General features: G+C 62.2%; 16 protein-coding genes. 7 read left to right on the top strand and 9 right to left on the bottom strand.

Going from position 1 to position 16,648, the window contains the following annotated elements:
* Positions 1–110 precede the first annotated feature (110 nt).
* The gene (locus tag CMI59_RS16655) at positions 111–371 is read left to right on the top strand and encodes a DUF1289 domain-containing protein (RefSeq protein WP_293329353.1); all 261 of its coding nucleotides are present in this window, start codon (positions 111–113) and stop codon (positions 369–371) included.
* Here CMI59_RS16655 and cobA read toward each other — a convergent pair.
* Positions 368–1,216: a uroporphyrinogen-III C-methyltransferase gene (gene cobA, locus CMI59_RS16650; protein WP_293329355.1), complete on the bottom strand. Its 849-nt coding sequence runs from the start codon at positions 1,214–1,216 to the stop codon at positions 368–370. The genes CMI59_RS16655 and cobA overlap by 4 nt on opposite strands.
* Before the next feature lie 219 nt (positions 1,217–1,435).
* Here cobA and CMI59_RS16645 point away from each other — a divergent pair, with 219 nt between their 5' ends.
* From CMI59_RS16645 to CMI59_RS16635, 3 genes are all read left to right on the top strand, one after another.
* Positions 1,436–2,134 (top strand): TIGR02281 family clan AA aspartic protease, encoded by a 699-nt coding sequence (locus CMI59_RS16645; protein ID WP_293329352.1) that lies wholly within the window; start codon positions 1,436–1,438, stop codon positions 2,132–2,134.
* A 103-nt stretch (positions 2,135–2,237) separates the two neighbouring features.
* Positions 2,238–3,737 carry a phosphomannomutase/phosphoglucomutase gene (locus tag CMI59_RS16640; protein WP_293329351.1) on the top strand — a complete coding sequence of 500 codons (1,500 nt, stop codon included), beginning with the start codon at positions 2,238–2,240 and terminating at the stop codon, positions 3,735–3,737.
* A gap of 28 nt (positions 3,738–3,765) precedes the next feature.
* A complete protein-coding gene (locus CMI59_RS16635) occupies positions 3,766–4,182 on the top strand; it encodes a PaaI family thioesterase (protein ID WP_293329350.1) in 417 nt (138 codons plus the stop codon).
* Positions 4,183–4,189: 7 nt separating this feature from the next.
* Here the strand turns inward: CMI59_RS16635 and CMI59_RS16630 are convergent, their stop codons facing one another.
* Together CMI59_RS16630 and dusA are read right to left on the bottom strand one after the other, a co-directional pair.
* Positions 4,190–5,035 (bottom strand): sulfite exporter TauE/SafE family protein, encoded by an 846-nt coding sequence (locus CMI59_RS16630; RefSeq protein WP_293329349.1) that lies wholly within the window; start codon positions 5,033–5,035, stop codon positions 4,190–4,192.
* 3 nt (positions 5,036–5,038) lie between these two features.
* Positions 5,039–6,049 (bottom strand): tRNA dihydrouridine(20/20a) synthase DusA, encoded by a 1,011-nt coding sequence (dusA, locus tag CMI59_RS16625; protein ID WP_293329348.1) that lies wholly within the window; start codon positions 6,047–6,049, stop codon positions 5,039–5,041.
* Positions 6,050–6,339: 290 nt separating this feature from the next.
* Between dusA and CMI59_RS16620 the strand changes: the two genes are divergently transcribed.
* On the top strand, positions 6,340–7,506 hold the full coding sequence (locus tag CMI59_RS16620; RefSeq protein ID WP_293329347.1) for a cytochrome P450: 1,167 nt from the start codon (positions 6,340–6,342) through the stop codon (positions 7,504–7,506).
* Between the two features lie 26 nt (positions 7,507–7,532).
* On the top strand, positions 7,533–8,519 hold the full coding sequence (locus CMI59_RS16615; RefSeq protein ID WP_293329346.1) for an amidohydrolase family protein: 987 nt from the start codon (positions 7,533–7,535) through the stop codon (positions 8,517–8,519).
* A gap of 3 nt (positions 8,520–8,522) precedes the next feature.
* Here the strand turns inward: CMI59_RS16615 and CMI59_RS16610 are convergent, their stop codons facing one another.
* The gene (locus CMI59_RS16610; protein ID WP_293329345.1) at positions 8,523–9,869 is read right to left on the bottom strand and encodes a sorbosone dehydrogenase family protein; all 1,347 of its coding nucleotides are present in this window, start codon (positions 9,867–9,869) and stop codon (positions 8,523–8,525) included.
* Between the two features lie 174 nt (positions 9,870–10,043).
* Between CMI59_RS16610 and CMI59_RS16605 the strand changes: the two genes are divergently transcribed.
* The gene (locus tag CMI59_RS16605; protein WP_293329344.1) at positions 10,044–10,406 is read left to right on the top strand and encodes a hypothetical protein; all 363 of its coding nucleotides are present in this window, start codon (positions 10,044–10,046) and stop codon (positions 10,404–10,406) included.
* 60 nt (positions 10,407–10,466) lie between these two features.
* Here the strand turns inward: CMI59_RS16605 and CMI59_RS16600 are convergent, their stop codons facing one another.
* The 5 genes from CMI59_RS16600 to CMI59_RS16580 all read right to left on the bottom strand — a co-directional run.
* On the bottom strand, positions 10,467–11,969 hold the full coding sequence (locus tag CMI59_RS16600) for an NAD(P)/FAD-dependent oxidoreductase (RefSeq protein WP_293329354.1): 1,503 nt from the start codon (positions 11,967–11,969) through the stop codon (positions 10,467–10,469).
* Positions 11,970–12,212: 243 nt separating this feature from the next.
* Entirely contained in the window at positions 12,213–12,881 is a 669-nt protein-coding gene (locus CMI59_RS16595) for an OmpW family protein (protein ID WP_293329343.1), read from the bottom strand.
* 178 nt (positions 12,882–13,059) lie between these two features.
* The gene (gene mltF, locus CMI59_RS16590; protein WP_293329342.1) at positions 13,060–14,487 is read right to left on the bottom strand and encodes a membrane-bound lytic murein transglycosylase MltF; all 1,428 of its coding nucleotides are present in this window, start codon (positions 14,485–14,487) and stop codon (positions 13,060–13,062) included.
* Positions 14,488–14,646: 159 nt separating this feature from the next.
* Positions 14,647–15,876: an acyl-CoA dehydrogenase family protein gene (locus CMI59_RS16585; protein ID WP_293329341.1), complete on the bottom strand. Its 1,230-nt coding sequence runs from the start codon at positions 15,874–15,876 to the stop codon at positions 14,647–14,649.
* Between the two features lie 39 nt (positions 15,877–15,915).
* The coding region (locus CMI59_RS16580; RefSeq protein ID WP_293329340.1) for an acyl-CoA dehydrogenase at positions 15,916–16,648 on the bottom strand (733 nt) is incomplete at its 5' end.

Genomic DNA, 16,648 nt, shown 5'->3' with positions numbered 1-16,648 from the left:
TTCATCAATGGGCCTCGTCGAGTGGGATTTGCGCGAGCGGGGATGCTGTGTCCTATACTCCGCCGCGCGCCACGACACAAAACAGGTATTCAGCGAACAGGCGACCCGGAATGAGTTTTTCAGCCCCGATCAGGACCCCCTGCATTTCGATCTGCGCCGTGGACGGCCGCAGCGGACTTTGCACGGGCTGTGCCCGAACGCTGGGGGAAATCGCCGGCTGGGGCGGCATGAGCGATGCCGAGCGCGAGGCGATCTTGCGGCAATTGCCCGGCCGTCTCGAGACGCTTGGCGAAAAGGCAGCCGAACCGGAAGCGGCCCTCAGACAAATCGACAGAGCCCTTCGCCAGAGCCAGCCCCTTCGCCAGAGCTAGCCCGCATCCTGCTGACGGCGATGGCCCAGCGGATCGGGATTGAGGATGCGTCCTTCCAGCGCGCCCAGCCAGTCCAGCCCTTCGCGCAGACGCACCACATCGCCGATGACGATAATGGCAGGCGCGGTGAAGCCTTCGCGCTCCACATCCGCGGCTGCCGTGGCGAGCGTGGTTTCGAGCACGGTCTGATCTTTGAGCGACGCATTGCGCACCAGCGCGACGGGCTCCGCGCCCGACCGGCCATTCGCGACCAGCGTTTCGGTGATCGCGGGCAGATGTTTCAGCGCCATGTAGAGGACGATGACGGGCGAGCCCTTGGCGATGGCCGCCCAGTCCAGATTTTCCGGCACGTCGCCGCCCGCCATGTGGCCGGTGACGAAGGTGACGGCGTGGTTGACGTCGCGATGCGTGACAGGAATGCCCGCATAGCCCAGACCGCCGATCCCGGCGGTGACGCCGGGCACGATGCGGAAGGGAATACCGGCCTCGACCAGCGCCAGCGCTTCTTCCCCGCCCCGACCGAAGACGAAGGGATCGCCGCCTTTCAGACGCAGGACGCGCTTGCCCGCACGGGCCAGTTCCACCAGACGCGAGGAGATGTCCCGCTGTTTCGGGCTCGGCTTGCCGCCACGCTTGCCGGCATATTCCAGCGTGGCGCGGGGATTGGCGAATTCGAGAACGGTTTCGTCCACCAACGCGTCATAGACTACATGATCGGCCTGGCGCAGCGCATTCAGGGCATGAAGCGTGAGAAGGCCGGGATCGCCGGGGCCTGCTCCCACCAGCCAGACCCAGCCGGCTTCCAGCTCGGGCAGCGCAAGATGCGAGGCGGCATTGGCAGCCATGCTGCCCTCCTGCCCCCCTCTCAGCGGTACGATCTTGCGCTCGGTCATTTCACATCACATTATCGTGGTAACAAATTCAACTCGACTATAGCATGTAAATATATACTTGTCCCCCCGCCTTCAAGCGGTCCCATATTGAATCGTATTGAATTCGGATCTGTCGAATTTCGGGCGGCGCGGTTACGACATGGTCACAATCGAGCGGATAGGATGGCGCTCATGAAGAGCAACAGATGGGCATATGCGGGACTGACGCTGCTGGGACTGGTGGCGCTGGTGCTGTTTCTCAACAACCGCTTTCCGGGCGCCCTGTCGAGCCAGAACGCGCAGATCAGGCTTACCTACGGCATGGTGCTGATCGTCGCCATCCTCGGCAGCGCAATCCTGGGCTTTCGCGGCAACCCCGGGCTTGCCGTCAAGCAGGCGCTGACATGGATCGCGATCACGCTGATGCTTGTGGTGAGCTACAGCTACCGCTCCGAGCTTGGGACGCTCATGCAGCGCACAAAAAGCGCGCTCATCCCCTCCGCCCCGGTGCAGACCGAACCGGGGGTCGCCTATCTCAGCCGCAGCCTCAACGGCCATTTCAGCGCCGATGCGATGGTCAACGGGACCCATGTTCATTTCCTGGTGGATACCGGTGCGACGGATGTGGCCCTGACCCGGGAAGATGCGCAGCGCGCAGGGATAGATCTCAACCGGTTGAGCTATACCACCGCCTATGACACCGCCAATGGCCGGATCATGGCGGCCCGGATTCGGCTCGACGAAGTTTCCATCGGAGATATCGTGCTGCGCGACGTGGACGCCTCGGTGATGCGCACCGACACCCTGCCCGGCTCGCTGCTGGGGATGAGTTTCCTCGGACGGCTCAGAAGCGTCGAAGTCAGCGGAGACCGTCTAATCCTTCGGGAATGAACCCTTCTCGCCCTATTCTCACCAAACTAACATTGCATTGAAGCCCGATCGGGCGATGATCCCGTTCGTCCGATCCGCGATTCAAATGCCGAGGTAACTGCGAATGCTGCCTATCCCCCGCGACGACCTGAAACCCAATACGCCGGAATTCGAAAACCTTCCGCTGGTCGCCCCTGCGGGGTTTCGCGAATATGACGCCAGGTGGCTTTTCCCCGAACAGATCAACCTGATGGGCGTTCAGGCGCTGGGTTTCGGCCTCGGCACCGTGCTGCACGAAATGGGCGTCAAACCCGCCATCGCCGTCGGGCATGATTTCCGCTCCTACTCCGCCTCCATCAAGCAGGCGCTCATCATCGGGCTGATGGGCTCCGGTTGCGAAGTCCATGACATCGGCCTCGCGCTGTCGCCCGTCGCCTATTTCTCGCAATTCGCTCTCGATGTGCCCGCCGTTGCCATGGTCACGGCGAGCCATAATGAAAATGGCTGGACGGGCGTGAAGATGGGCGCGCAGCGCCCGCTCACCTTTGGGCCGGACGAGATGGCGCATCTGAAACGCATCGTGCTCGAGGGCCAGGGCAAGGCGCGCGACGGCGGACGTTACATCTATGTCCCCGACATGGCGGAGCGCTATATCAAAGACCTCACCGACCGCGACAAGCTGAAGAAGCCCCTCAAAGTCGTGGCGGCCTGCGGCAACGGCACGGCGGGCGCCTTTGCGCCGCAAGTGCTGGAGGGTATCGGCGCGGAGGTGATCCAGCTCGACTGCGAACTCGACTTCACATTCCCGAATTACAATCCGAACCCGGAAGACATGGAAATGCTCCATGCACTGCGCGACAAGGTGCTGGAAACGGGCGCGGATGTCGGGCTTGCCTTCGACGGCGACGGCGACCGCTGCGGCGTCGTGGACAATACGGGCGAGGAAATCTTCGCCGACAAGGTGGGCGTCATGCTGGCGCGCGATCTTTCGGCCCGGTTCGAGAACGCCAAATTCGTCGTCGATGTGAAATCGACGGGCCTCTTCCTCACCGACCCGATCCTGCAGGGCAATGGCGCCACGACGGATTACTGGAAGACGGGGCATTCCTATATCAAGCGCCGCGCCAACGAGATCAACGCGCTGGTGGGCTTCGAGAAGTCCGGCCACTATTTCTTCAACGCACCGATCGGCCGCGGCTATGACGACGGGCTCGTTTCCGCCATCGCCATTTGCGACATGCTGGACCGCAACCCGGACAAGACCATGTCGGATCTGCGCGAGGCGCTGCCCATGACATGGGGCTCGCCCACCATGTCGCCGCACTGCCCCGACGAGGTGAAGTATCAGGTCGTGGACCGCATGGTGAAGGCCTTTGCCGGCATGCGGGAGAACGGCGAAAAGCTGATCGGGCAGAACATTCGAGATCTCGTGACGGTCAACGGTGTGCGTGTGACGGTGGATGACGGCACATGGGGACTTGTGCGCGCCTCGTCCAACAAGCCGGGTCTGGTGGTCGTGGTCGAAAGCCCGACCTCGGAGAAAAACATGCGCGACATGTTCCACGAGATCGACAAGCGCCTGTCCGCGCAGCCGGAAGTGGGCGAATACGACCAGAAAATCTAGGAAGAAGACTCGCGGGGGGAGACAAGCCATGAGCGACGCACCGGAAGGGTTTCGCCTCATCGATGCGTCGATGGCGGACGGATTCGAGGGGCTGGTCGGGCCGCTCTGGCAACGCGACGATACGGACGACATGCACGCCGTGTGGGGATTTCGCGCGGAAACGAAGCACTGCAATCCTTACGGGATGCTTCATGGCGGCATGGCGACGACGCTGGCCGACACGATGATGGGCAGTCTCGTCTTTCACGCAATCGGCGGCGCGCCCTGCGCGACCATCTCGCTCACCACGGAGTTCATTTCATCGGCCAAAGCCGGTCAGTGGATCGAGGGCCGGGCCGAGATGGTGAAGAAAGGCCGCGCGGTCTGCTTCCTGCGCTCAGAGATCTTCGCCGATGAAAAACGCATCATGACCGCCCACGGCAACTGGGCGATCATCGGTGCGTGAGCCCGTCTCAGCCGTAAAGCCGGAAGAACATGTGCAGGGACGAAATCACGAGGAAGAGCGCGAAGGCGCGCAGCAGCGCCTTGTGACTGATCCGGTGCGCGAGGTTCGCGCCCCATGGCGCGGCCAGCACGGTGAGCGGCGCAATGAGCGCCATGCCCACAAGGTTGACGAAGCCGAGACTGAACGGCGGCAAAAGGGGCTCGTTCCAGCCGGAAATGATGAAGCCCACCACGCCCGGCACCGAGATCAGCAAGCCAAGACCGGATGAGGTCGCAACCGCCTCTCGCGGGTTGCGGCCGAAGAGCGTCATATAGGTAACGCCGAACGTACCGCCGCCAATGCCCATCATGGCGGAAAGCCCGCCGATGACCGACGCGATGCCGTATTGCCAGGGCTTCGACGGAAGCTCGCTGCCCAGACGCCAGCTCTCCTTGCCGAAAGCGAGATTGAAGGCGACGAGGAGCGCGACGGAAGCGAAGACCGTCGTCAGGATATCGCCGTTCACGCTGGCGGCGAAGGTCGTGCCGACAGCAACACCGATGAGAACCGGCAGCGCCCAGCGCCTGAGCAATTCGAAATCGACGGCGCCTCTTTTCGAGTGCGCACGCACCGAGCGTATCGAGGTCAGGATGATGGTGCCGAGCGAGGTGCCGACCGCCAGATGCATGCGGATCGACGGGTCGATGTCGAGCACGGTGAAGACCTGATACAGCACCGGCACGATGACGATGCCGCCGCCGACGCCCAGAAGGCCCGCAATGAGCCCCGCGACAAGCCCCGTTCCGATGAGACCGATGGCGAGCGCAATGAGTTCGTGGGTGGGGTAAGCCCCCAGCGAGCCGGTAAGATCCATTTGTCAGGCATCCAGAATTTCGAGAGAAGAAGAAAGAGCGGAAGGCGCGTCGCGTTCGACGCAGGCCAGCGCCTCGCGCAGCACCTCGATGCCCGCATCGGAGCGCGGGGCGTTTTCCGAGATGTGACGGCGGAAGGCGCGCGCGCCGGGCCGGCCCTGATAGAGGCCGAGAATATGGCGCGTCATGGCATGAAGATGCGTGCCCGCCGCCAGCTCGCGCTCCACATAAGGAACGAAGCGTTCGAGTATCTCGGCGCGGGTCGGAATTTCGGCGGCGGGGTCGTAGAAGCGCCGGTCCGCCTCGGCCAGAACATAGGGCGTCTGATAGGCGGCGCGGCCCAGCATAACGCCATCGACATGCCCCAGATGATCGGCGCAGGCATCGAGATCGGGGACGCCGCCATTGATGATGATTTCCATGTCGGCCATGTCGCGCTTCAGGCGATAGACCAGCGGATAATCGAGCGGCGGCACGTCTCGGTTTTCTTTCGGGGAAAGACCTTTCAGCCAGGCCTTGCGCGCATGAACGACAAGCGTCCCGCAGCCCGCCTCGCGCACGGCACGCGCCATGGTCGGCAGCGCTTCTTCCGGGTCCTGGTCATCCACGCCGATACGGCACTTCACCGTGACGGGGACGCTAACCGCCTTCCCCATCGCTTCGACGCAAGCCGCAACGAGGCCGGGCTCCTGCATCAGGCAGGCACCGAAGCGGCCCGACTGCACACGGTCGGACGGGCAACCGACATTGAGGTTGATCTCGTCATAACCGAAGCCTTCGGCGATGCGCGCGGCTTCGGCGAGTTCTGCCGGTTCGGAACCGCCGAGCTGGACGGCCACGGGATGCTCCGCATCGTCATATCCGAGCAGGCGCTGGCGGTCGCCGTGAATGACGGCGCCGGTCGTCACCATTTCGGTATAGAGCAGCGCATGACGCGTGATGAGGCGCAGGAAGAACCGGTCATGCCGGTCCGTCCAGTCCATCATCGGGGCCACGCTGATCAGCCGCTCGGGCATTCGCTCGTCCGTGAAGTCAAAAGCTCAGTCAATAGCTTGACCTAGGTAGCCCCTGACCGTAGCGGACGCAAGGCAAGGGCGCGCACCGATTACAGGACGAGAACGCCTCCCAAGAGACCACTCGGCAAAACTAGAACGTGGTCTATAAATGAAAAGCTTTTAGGGAGGTGCCAATCAAAAGCGCCGTGCCGTTTTTCTTTTGACTGAACGTCATCGGATTTATCGCCATTTTATCCCCCACGGAGCTGAAAGGCCGGATGGGCGGCCTGTCCGAAATGAGGGAAATTGAGATGCGCGCAACCTACTGGGGCGACCTTTACGGTTCGGCTGCCTTGCGGGACCCCTATCCCGCCTACGAGAAAATCCGCAATCTCGGTTCAGCGGTTTGGATGCCCCGGCGGCGTCTCTGGGCGGTCGGACGATATGAAGATGTCCGCGATGCATTGCGCGCGGATGATCGTCTTCTCAGCGGCAAGGGGGTCGCAGCCAACAATCCGGTCAACCGGCAGGCTCCCCCCATCACGCTGACGAGCGACGGCGACACGCATACACGACGGCGGAAAGTCCTAATGCAACCCGTCATGCCGGGCCCGTTGAATGAGCTGCGTCCCCGTCTCGAGGAAATAGCCGACCGGCTGGTGAACGAGCTCGCGGCCGGCGAACAATTCGATGCGATAGGCGATTTCGCCGCGCACCTGCCGGTGACCGTAGTGGCCGAACTGGTAGGCCTTAATGCCTTCGGACGCGAGCGCATGCTGAGTTGGGCGGCCTCAACCTTCAACGCTCTCGGCGTCATGAATCTGCGGGGCCTGAGATCGATGCCCGCACTGCTCGATCTCGGTAAATATGTTCGCGCACTACGCCGCGAGGATGTGACGCCGGATGGATGGGCAGATCGCCTTTTCGCAGCGGCCGAACAAGGTCAACTCTCCCGGGCGGAAGCCAACGCGATGGTCATCGACTATGTGGCTCCGGCGCTTGATACGACTATCCTTGCGACCGGACACATGGTCTGGCTTCTCGCAAACAGACCCGAGACCTACGAGGCGCTTCGCGCCGAACCGGAGCTGATCCCCGGCGTGGTCAATGAAACGGTCCGTCTTGCCTCACCCATTCGGGGCTTTACGCGCCATGCCGCCGAGGATGTGGACATCGGCGAGCAGACCGTTCCGGCCGGTTCCCGCGTATTGATACTCTTTGCTTCAGCCAACCACGACGAACGTCATTATGTCCGGCCGCAAGACTTCGATATTCGTCGCAACCCACGCGATCATGTTGGCTGGGGCCACGGGGCGCATACTTGCGTCGGTATGCACCTTGCGCGGTTGGAAATGGAAATTCTGCTGACGAGCCTCGTGCGCCGTGTATCGCGTATCGAGGCGGGCAAACCGGTTTACTTACGCAATAATGTTCTGCAGGGCTTCGAGAAGCTACCCGCCCGGTTTCATCCGGACTGATCTTCCGCAAAAGGAACCTCTGTCTCATGACACAGAATGAAACCTGCGCCTGTGGAGGCCGGATCGACGTTCACGCGCATTTCCTCCCCAAGTGCTATGCACAAGCGCTGACCAAGGCGGGGATGACGCATCTCGATGGCGGCATGCCGGTGCCGCAATGGAGCGAGGCGGAAGCGCTTGCGGTGATGGACCGCCAGGGCATTGGCACGGCCATGATCTCGCTCTCCTCGCCCTCCACCCATTTCCTGCCCGAAGAAGAACGAACCGGTCTCTGCCGCGAGGTGAACGAGGAAGGTGCTGCACTTCTTCGCAAAAATCCGGACCGCTTCGGCTTCTTTGCAAGCCTGCCCCTGCCGAATGTGGCGGCCTCTCTGAAGGAGATAGACTACGCCTTCGAGATGCTCGGCGCGGACGGGATCATTCTCGAGACCAATATCAACGGCGAATATCTCGGCTCGCCGCGCTTTGCGCCGATCTTCGACGAACTTAACCGGCGCGAGGCGACGCTCTTCCTGCATCCGACAAGTCCGGCCTGCTTCGAGGCCGTGGCGCTCGGGCGGCCTGCGCCGCTTCTGGAATTCCCGCTCGATACGACGCGGGCGATTGTCGATCTGCTCTATTCACGCACGCTGCAGACGCGGCCCCGCATCAAGGTGATCGTCCCGCATGGCGGCGCGGCACTCCCCTCGCTCATCGCGCGGATTGCGATTTTTGCGAATGTGCCTTTCATCGAACCGCGACCTCTCAGCGAGGAAGAAGTCTTCGAAACGCTGAAAACGCTCTATTACGATGTCGCGCTGTCAGCGCATCCCGTGCCCTTCGAGGGGCTCAGGCGGATTGCGCCGGTGACGCAGATCCTGTTCGGGAGCGACTGGCCCTTCACGCCGGAATTTGGCGTCGAACGGAATATCTCGATGCTCGATACAATGCCGGACCTGAGCGAAAGCGATGCACGCGCAATCGCGCGGGAAAATGCCGAACGCATCTTCCCGCGCCTGATGCGGAAATCCTGACGATCAGCTATTCGGGCTGGCGCTGCTCACCCTCCAGACGGTGTTGCCGACATCGTCCGTCACGAGAAGGTCGCCTGCCCCGTCGACAAGCACATCGACCGGACGGCCTTGCGCCTCGTCATCCTTGTTGAGGAAGCCGGTCAGCACGTCTTTGGGATCGCCGGACGGCATGCCGTTTTCGAACGGCACATAGATGACCTTGTAGCCGCTCTTGGGACGGCGGTTCCAGGAGCCGTGCTGGCCAACGAAGAGGCCACGGTTCCAGCCCTCGGGCAGTTTCGCGTCGTAGGAAAAGGCGATGCCGAGCGAGGCCGTGTGCGGGCCCAGCGCGTAGTCCGGCACGATGGCCTTTGCCACAAGGTCCGGCTTTTGCGGCTGCACTCGCTCGTCGACATGCTGGCCGTAATAGCTGTAGGGCCAACCGTAAAAGCCGCCCTCCTTCACCGAGGTGATGTAGTCGGGCACGAGGTCGCTGCCGATTTCGTCGCGCTCGTTCACCGCCGTCCAGAGCGTGCCAGTATCGGGCTCGAAGGCCAGGCCGTTGGGATTGCGCAGGCCGCTCGCATAGATACGCGTCTTGCCGGTCGCTCGGTCCATCTCCCAGATGGCGGCGCGGCCCTTTTCCACATCCATGCCGTTCTCGCCGACATTGCTGTTGGAACCGACCGTGATGTAGAGCTTCGTCCCGTCCGGGCTCGCAATGACGTTCTTCGTCCAGTGATGATTGATGCCCGCCGGCAGGTCCACCACCTTCTCACCACTGGCGGCGATCTCGGTTTCGCCTTCCTCATAGGGGAAGCGCCAGAGACTGTCGGCATTGGCGACATAGAGGTCGTTACCCACCAGCGCCATGCCGAAGGGCGAATGAAGGCCGGTGAGGAACGCGGTCTTCACATCCGCCACGCCGTCGCCATCGGTATCGCGCAGAAGCGTGATGCGGTCCGCGCTTTCCACGATGGCCCCCGCGGCCGACTGGATCTGCTCCGCCACCCAGCCCCGGAAACCGCCGTCTCCGGCTTTCTTCGGCCCCGCCGTTTCAGCGACGAGAATGTCGCCATTGGGCAGCTTGTAGAGCCAGCGCGGATGCTTGAGGCCGCTGGCAAAGGCATTGACCTTGAGCCCTTCCGCCGCCGTCGGCTTCTGTCCCTCGGGCCAGCCCACGGCAGAAGCGATGTTGACGGTGGGCATGACGGTCTTTTTGGGCGCGGGCAATTCGGGCGAGGGACCAGTGCCCTCCGCCACGGTGAGAGTTGCGCTCTCCGGATAAACGATGAATTTCAGAAACGCCCCGCCTGCCAGTACCAGCACGACGAGAATTCCCAACAGCCACTTCACGGCTTTGCCCGACATAGCGCCCTCTTCCCTTGCCCGGCTCGTCAGAAGCCGGTTCCTGGATGGAGAGGATAACAGACATGACCGGATTGTCTTCCCCGGTCATGCGGGTATTCACATCACGAACATGTGTTTGGAGGACGGCCACGCTGCCTTTAGGCTGCACGCTCTGGCCGCATGAGGAACATCACAATGATACGAACCGTTTTCGCCGTTCTCGTTGCAGGATTTGCCGGCACGATCGTCAATGCGCTCGCCGCCATGCTGATCGGCGGTCCGGCGAAATGGGCGTTGATGCTGATGCCGGGGCGCTATGCCGTGGCCTGCATCGTGGCGGCGCTCCTGCCGTTCATCTTCCGCGCAATGAAACCAACGCTCGGCGTCGTGGTCGCGGCGATTGCACTGGCCGGCATTCCTTCGCTCAACGCCAAGCTGGTGCTCGGCGTGGGCGCCCCCTGGTTCAACGTGCTGTTGCTGAATGCGGTCTATGCGGCAGTGGCGATGCTGGTCTATCTCGCCATCACGGGCGATCTCACGCAACGGCGGCGGCGCTGAGCGCAAAAAGGGCGGACGACCGCGTCGCCCGTCCCTTGCATCTCATCTCACGCGGTCGCGTCAGGTGTTGGCGCCTGCCAGCGAATATTCCTCGAAATCGGGCTGGCGCATCTCCCACCAGTAGCGGGCGGTGAAGCTCGACCAGTTATTGGTCACCTTGCCGTCTTCGGTCTTGTACCAGGACGAGCAGCCCGCGGCCCAAACCGTTTTCTGCATGTCGCGCTGCAGCTCGCTGTTGAACTCGGCCATGGCTTCCGGTTTCACGTCGATGTAGCGCGCATGCGAAGCCTTCACCGCTTCGATGCATTGCAGGATGTAATTCACCTGACACTCGATCATGAAGATGATCGAGTTGTGGCCGAGATTGGTGTTCGGTCCGTAGAGCATGAAGAAATTGGGGAAGCCCGCCAGCGCCACGCCGCGATGGGCCTCCGCGCCTTTCGCCCATGCGTCGTTGAGGTCGAGCCCCCCGCGGCCGGCGACATCCATCGGCGCGAGGAAGCGGGTCGCCTCGAAACCGGTCGCGAAAACGATGGCATCGACCTTGTGCTCGACACCGTCCTTCGTCACGACGCCTTCCCTGGTGATGCGCTCGACGCCGTGATCGTCCACATGGACATTGGGACGGGCAAGCGCGGGGAACCAGTCATTGGAAAGAAGGATGCGCTTGCAGCCTGCCGGATAGTCGGGCGTCAGCTTGCGGCGCAGGTCCGGATCGGCAATGGCGTCTTCCAATGCCTTTTTCGACGCCTTCTCGAAGAGCTTTCCGAAAAAGCTCCCTTGCGTGAAGGCGAGGAAATTGCGCTCCAGCGTCATCCAGATCAGCCAGCGCTGGAGGCGCGCCACAAAGGGGAAGGCGCGAAACAGCTTCTTTTCCCATTCCTTGTAGGGACGATCCGCCTTGGGCACGACCCAGTTGGGCGTGCGCTGGAAGATGGTCATGTCCTTCACCACCTTCGCGACCTCGGGCACGAACTGAATGGCGCTGGCGCCATTGCCGATCACGGCGACGGTCTTGCCGGTCAGGTCGTGTTCATGCTCCCAGCGCGCGGAATGGAACCTGATCCCCTCGAAACTCTCCAGACCGGGAATATCGGGGGTGAAAGGCCGGTTGAGCTGGCCCACGCCGGAGACGACGATATTGGCGGTGACCTCCCGGCCGTCCTTCATCTCCAGGTGCCAGAGACCGGTCGCCTCGTCGAAGCGCGCCGCATGGACTTCGCTGCCGAACTGGATATGCGGGTAGAGACGATATTTGCGGGCGACATGCTCGAAATATTCCTCGATCTCGGGCTGGGCGGCGAAACGGCGGCTCCAGTCGAGTTTGGGCTCGAAAGAATAGGAATAGAGCATGGAGGGAACGTCGCAGCCTGCGCCCGGATAGGTGTTGTCGCGCCAGGTGCCGCCCACACGGTCGGCTTTTTCATATATCGTGAAATTCGTGATGCCGGCCTGCTGCAGGCGGATCGCCATGCACAAACCGCCGGCGCCCGCTCCCAGAATAGCAACGCTCAGGCCCTCTTCCCTGACCTTGGCGGTATCGATCCCCGTTCCATCGACCATCTGGTTCAACGGTTTCTCCTCCAGAAATCCGGTTGTTTTCCTCCCGCGCCGCGCACAGCGACTAGGGTGATTACCCTATTGGCTAGCATAAAAAAACTGCCCCTCGCAATGCGAGGGGCAGCTGCTGCCGGCCAACCGTACAGGCGGCGGTCCGATCTCCCGTTTTCGCCCCCGTGGGGCTGCGGGTGACAGGGACGAGAACCAGCCTCGAAGACCCGCCGTCCGCCTATACCGCGGTCGGCATCAGAAGCGGTAGCCGACGCCTACACCGACGATCCACGGATCGAGGTTCACATTGGCGGTGACCGCACCGCCATTGATCTTCACGTCAGTGTCGAGCCAGAGCTTCTTCACGTCGAGGTTGAGCGACCAGTTGTCGTCCAGCGCGTAGTCGACACCGGCCTGCAGCGCATAGCCGAGGCTGTTTTCGTAGTCGATCGAGGTGATCGAAGACCCTGCATCCTCATTGTAGAAGATGGTGTAGTTGAGGCCCGCGCCGACATAGGGGCTCAGACGCTCTTTCGGCATGAAGTGATACTGAACGGTCAGGGTCGGCGGCAGCAGGTTGACCTTACCCAGATCGAGCTGGGTACCGCCGATATTCCACTTCACATCGTGACGGGTCGTCGCGGCGATCAGTTCCAGCGCGACGTTGTCGGTGATGAAGTAGGTGAAATCGAGTTCCGGCACATATTCGTTCGAGACATCGGGTTCGCCCGGGATGGAGGCGCTGTCCGCATTGTCGCGCGGGATGACGCCGATGGCGCGTGCACGGACGACGAAGTCACCCGCAGACTTGCCCTTGAACCCGTCAGCCGCCTGAGCCGCCGGTGCAGCGGCGACCATGCCCGCTGCCAGCACCACGCCCAGCGCGATCTTGCCGAGTGCGGAATATTTCATGTTGCCCTTCATTTTCTTCTCCTTGAGACGGCACCGGAAATCGGTTTTCAGCCCCGCCGGTGCATTGCAATTCGTTCGGACACATCATCCGCCAAAGCCCATAAAAATTTAGTGGTCATTTGGTCGCAGTGGCATGGCGAGGTGTCGCACCCCTAGGTAAAGGAACCGGCGCACGAAGCATTGTCAGAGATCAAATCAGGCCGCGGCTCTGGCGAAGAATGTACATATAGGTGCGGATCTGCTGCACATAGTGAAGGGCCTGGCCGCCACGCCCTCTTCCATGGCGGAGTTTTGCGTAGATCTCCGGCCTCTGGAGCAAAGGCAGGACCTGGCGAAGGTCCGTCCACGAATCAGGATCGAGACCTCGGCGAGCGGCCAGAATGCGCGCATCCAGCAGATGGCCGAACCCCATATTATAGGCCGCCAGCGCCATCCAGACGCGGCTGTCGCCCTCGATCCCGTCCGGCAGCCTTTCCTTGATGCTGGCGAGATATTTCGCGCCGCCTTCCAGACTTTCCAATGGATTGAGACGATCTTCCACGCCGAGTTCCTTGGCGGTCGGCAAGGTCAGCATCATGAAACCGCGCACGCCTGTGGGGCTGCGGGCTTTCGGGTTCCAGTGCGATTCCTGCCATGAAATCGCGGCCAGCAACTCCCAGGGCAAACCGCTCCCGGCCGCCGCCCGGCGAATCGCCTTCTCGTATTCCGGCAGCACATCCTCGATGGCGCGGCGGAAGCTCCGGATGTCGACATAGTCGAAGAGCGACAGGAAGCCGTGATAGCGGCGCTCCAGGCGCGCGATGAGCCCGGACTTCTCCGACCGGGCGAACCATTCCGACAATTTGCCGTCCAGCTCCTTTTCCCCCTTCGGAAAAGCCCACCCGACCGGTTCGTCCTTTGACAGATAAAACGCTCTCCGGAGTTCGATCCTGTAGGGCTGGGTGACCTTGAAGGTTATGCTGTTGGCGACGGTGCAATCCGCCTCCCCGTCCGCCACACGCGTGAGGAGCTCATCGGGCGATGCATTCTCGATGCTCACTTCGATCTCTTCCGACGCCTCGGCCTTCTTTGCAAACAGTTCCGCGCCATAGGTTCCCGCAGCCAGCAATACGCGACGCCCTTCCAGATCCTTCATCGACCGGATCCGGCCCGCGGGGCGGCGACACGCGACGAGCTGGCGCACGGTTTCATAGGGTTGCGTGAAGGCGAAGCGCTCGCGCCGCGCCTCCGTGGCGACGATGCCGGCGGCTGCGATATGACCGGCATTGTCCGCCAGCGCGTCGAGCAGTTCCGGCTCGGTGTTATAGACACGGAAGTCGACCTCAACACCAAGGTCCTCTGCGAAGTCCCTTGCCAGCGCATATTCGAAGCCGGTCGGGCCGTCGCTGCCTTCATAATAAAGCGCGGGCGAAACGCGGGTGAGGACGACAAGCCGTCCGTCGGACAGAATGCCCTCCAGACCCGGCGTGACCGGCGGCACATAGACCTGCCGGATAATCGAAAATGCGATGCCGAAAACGATCACGCCTGCCACGGGGAAATAGGGTCCGTAGCCCGCAGGCGTCGCCGGGAGACGCGCCTTGAGCCACACGCCCATGGCGTGCAGATGCGCGCGCATCCATAAAACTGCCGATTTCAGCGCCGCTTTCAAACCCTGCCCCGGACGTTGGATCCGGGCGAGAGCATAACACAGCCTTTCAGAGGCGACTAAAGACAGGACATGCAAAAAGGGGCCCGGACACCGGACCCCTTTGCAAAGGCAGGAAAGTTTCCTGTCTTATTTTCCCTTGGGCAGTTCGTTGAACGCCTTGTCCTTGTCCACGCGCACATCCTGCGGCAGGCCCAGCACGCGCTCGGCCACGATGTTGCGCAGGATTTCGTCCGTACCGCCGGCGATGCGGTAACCCGCCGCGCCGAACCACTGCTCGGTATAGGCGCCATCCAGCGGCGATACGTTGCGGTCGCGGATGATGCCGCCCTGGTCCTGCAGGTCCATGCCGAAGGAGCCGAGATCCTGCATCTTCTTGGCCGCCACGATCTTGCTGATGGAAGATTCCGGACCCGGCGTCTCACCCTTGGAGAGTGCCGTCAGCGTGCGGAAACGGGTGAACTTCAGGCCCTGCGCCTGCACATACCAGTCGGCGATGCGCTCGCGCACGGCGCCATTGTTGATGGCCGGACCGTCCGCAATATCGACATCGCGAGCGAGGCGGATGAGGTCGTCCACATCCGCATTGCCCTGACTGCCGCCCACCGCGAGACGCTCGTTCATCAGCGTGGTCAGCGCGACCTTCCAGCCGTCGCCTTCCTTGCCGAGACGCTGATCGTCCTTCACACGCAGATCGGTGAAGAAGACTTCGTTGAAGCCGCTTTCGCCCGACATCTGCCGGATCGGGCGCACTTCCACGGCCGGATCCTTCATATCGATCCAGAACATGGTGAGGCCCTTATGCTTGGGCACGTTCGGGTCGGTACGGGTCAGCAGGATGCCGTAGTCGCAAAACTGGGCACCGGAGGTCCAGACTTTCTGGCCGTTGATAACCCATTCATCGCCGTCCTTTTCCGCGCGGGTGCGCAAGCCCGCGACGTCCGACCCGCCCGCGGGCTCGGAGAAGAGCTGACACCAGATCTCCTCGCCGCGGATGGCGGGCTTCACGAAGCGCTTCTTGTGCTCGTCCGAGCCCCAGGCCATGACGGTCGGAATGCACATGCCGAGGCCGATCGCGAAGATCGATCCGGGCACGTCGTATTTCGACTCTTCCTGCCCGTAGATCACGCTGTGGATGGGCGAGGCGCCTGCGCCGCCCCACTCCTTGGGCCAGGTAAGCGCGGCATAGCCTGCATCGGCCTTCTTGGCCTGCCATTCCTTGTTGCGCTTGACGACCTGATCCTGCGTGCGGTCGACGTTCGTGTTCTTGGCTTCCGACTTCAGTGTCGCGTTCTTGCTCAGCCACTCGCGAACCTCTGCGCGGAATTTGGCTTCTTCCGGTGTGTCGTTGAAATCCATGACGTTATTTCCCTTTGCCGAATTCTGTTTTTGGTTCGCTCAGGCTGCGTTCTTCGCTTCGAGGCGAGAGACGAGCTTCTCTTTCCACTGGGCGGAGGAGCCCACCGAGAGAGCGAGCAGCTTGGCGCGGCGGTAGTGGAACTGGCAGTTCGATTCCCATGTGTAGCCGATGCCGCCATGGGTCTGGATGTTCTCCTGAGCCGCGAAGACATAGGCGTCATTACCCGCGATGCGCGAGGCGGCGGCGGCTTCGGTCAGTTCCGAGCCTTCGTCGTTCAGCATCATCGCGCCGTAATAGGCGTTGGACTTGGCCAGTTCCTTCTTCACATACATATCGGCAAGCTTGTGCTTGATCGCCTGATAGGAGCCGATCTGGCGGCCGAAGGCGTAGCGCTCCAGCGCATATTCCTTTGCCATTTCCAGCGAGGCCTCGGCACCGCCCACCTGCTCGAAGGCGAAAAGCACGGCCGCGCCGTCCAGCACACGCTGCAGCTGCGACCAGCCCTGACCGGCCGGGCCCATCAGCTCGGCAGGCGCATCCTTGAAGGTGAGCTGCGCATGGGGACGCGTCGGGTCGATGGTGCGGAGCGCTTCCGCCGTGACGCCACCGGCCTTGAGGTCGACCAGCGCGAGCGAAATCGCGCCCTCGCTCTTGCCGCCGGAATTGACGACCACGACTGCGACATCGGCCGCTTCGCCATCGGCAACCGGCTGCTTCACGCCATTGACCTTGCCATTGGCGAAGGAGGCTTCGATGTTGCGCGGGTTGGCG

The sequence above is a fragment of the Parvibaculum sp. genome (genome assembly GCF_002684405.1).
Taxonomy (GTDB): Bacteria; Pseudomonadota; Alphaproteobacteria; order Parvibaculales; family Parvibaculaceae; genus Parvibaculum.
The sequence above is the reverse complement of the archived record's forward strand: the minus strand, read 5'-3'. Positions and strand labels throughout refer to the sequence as shown.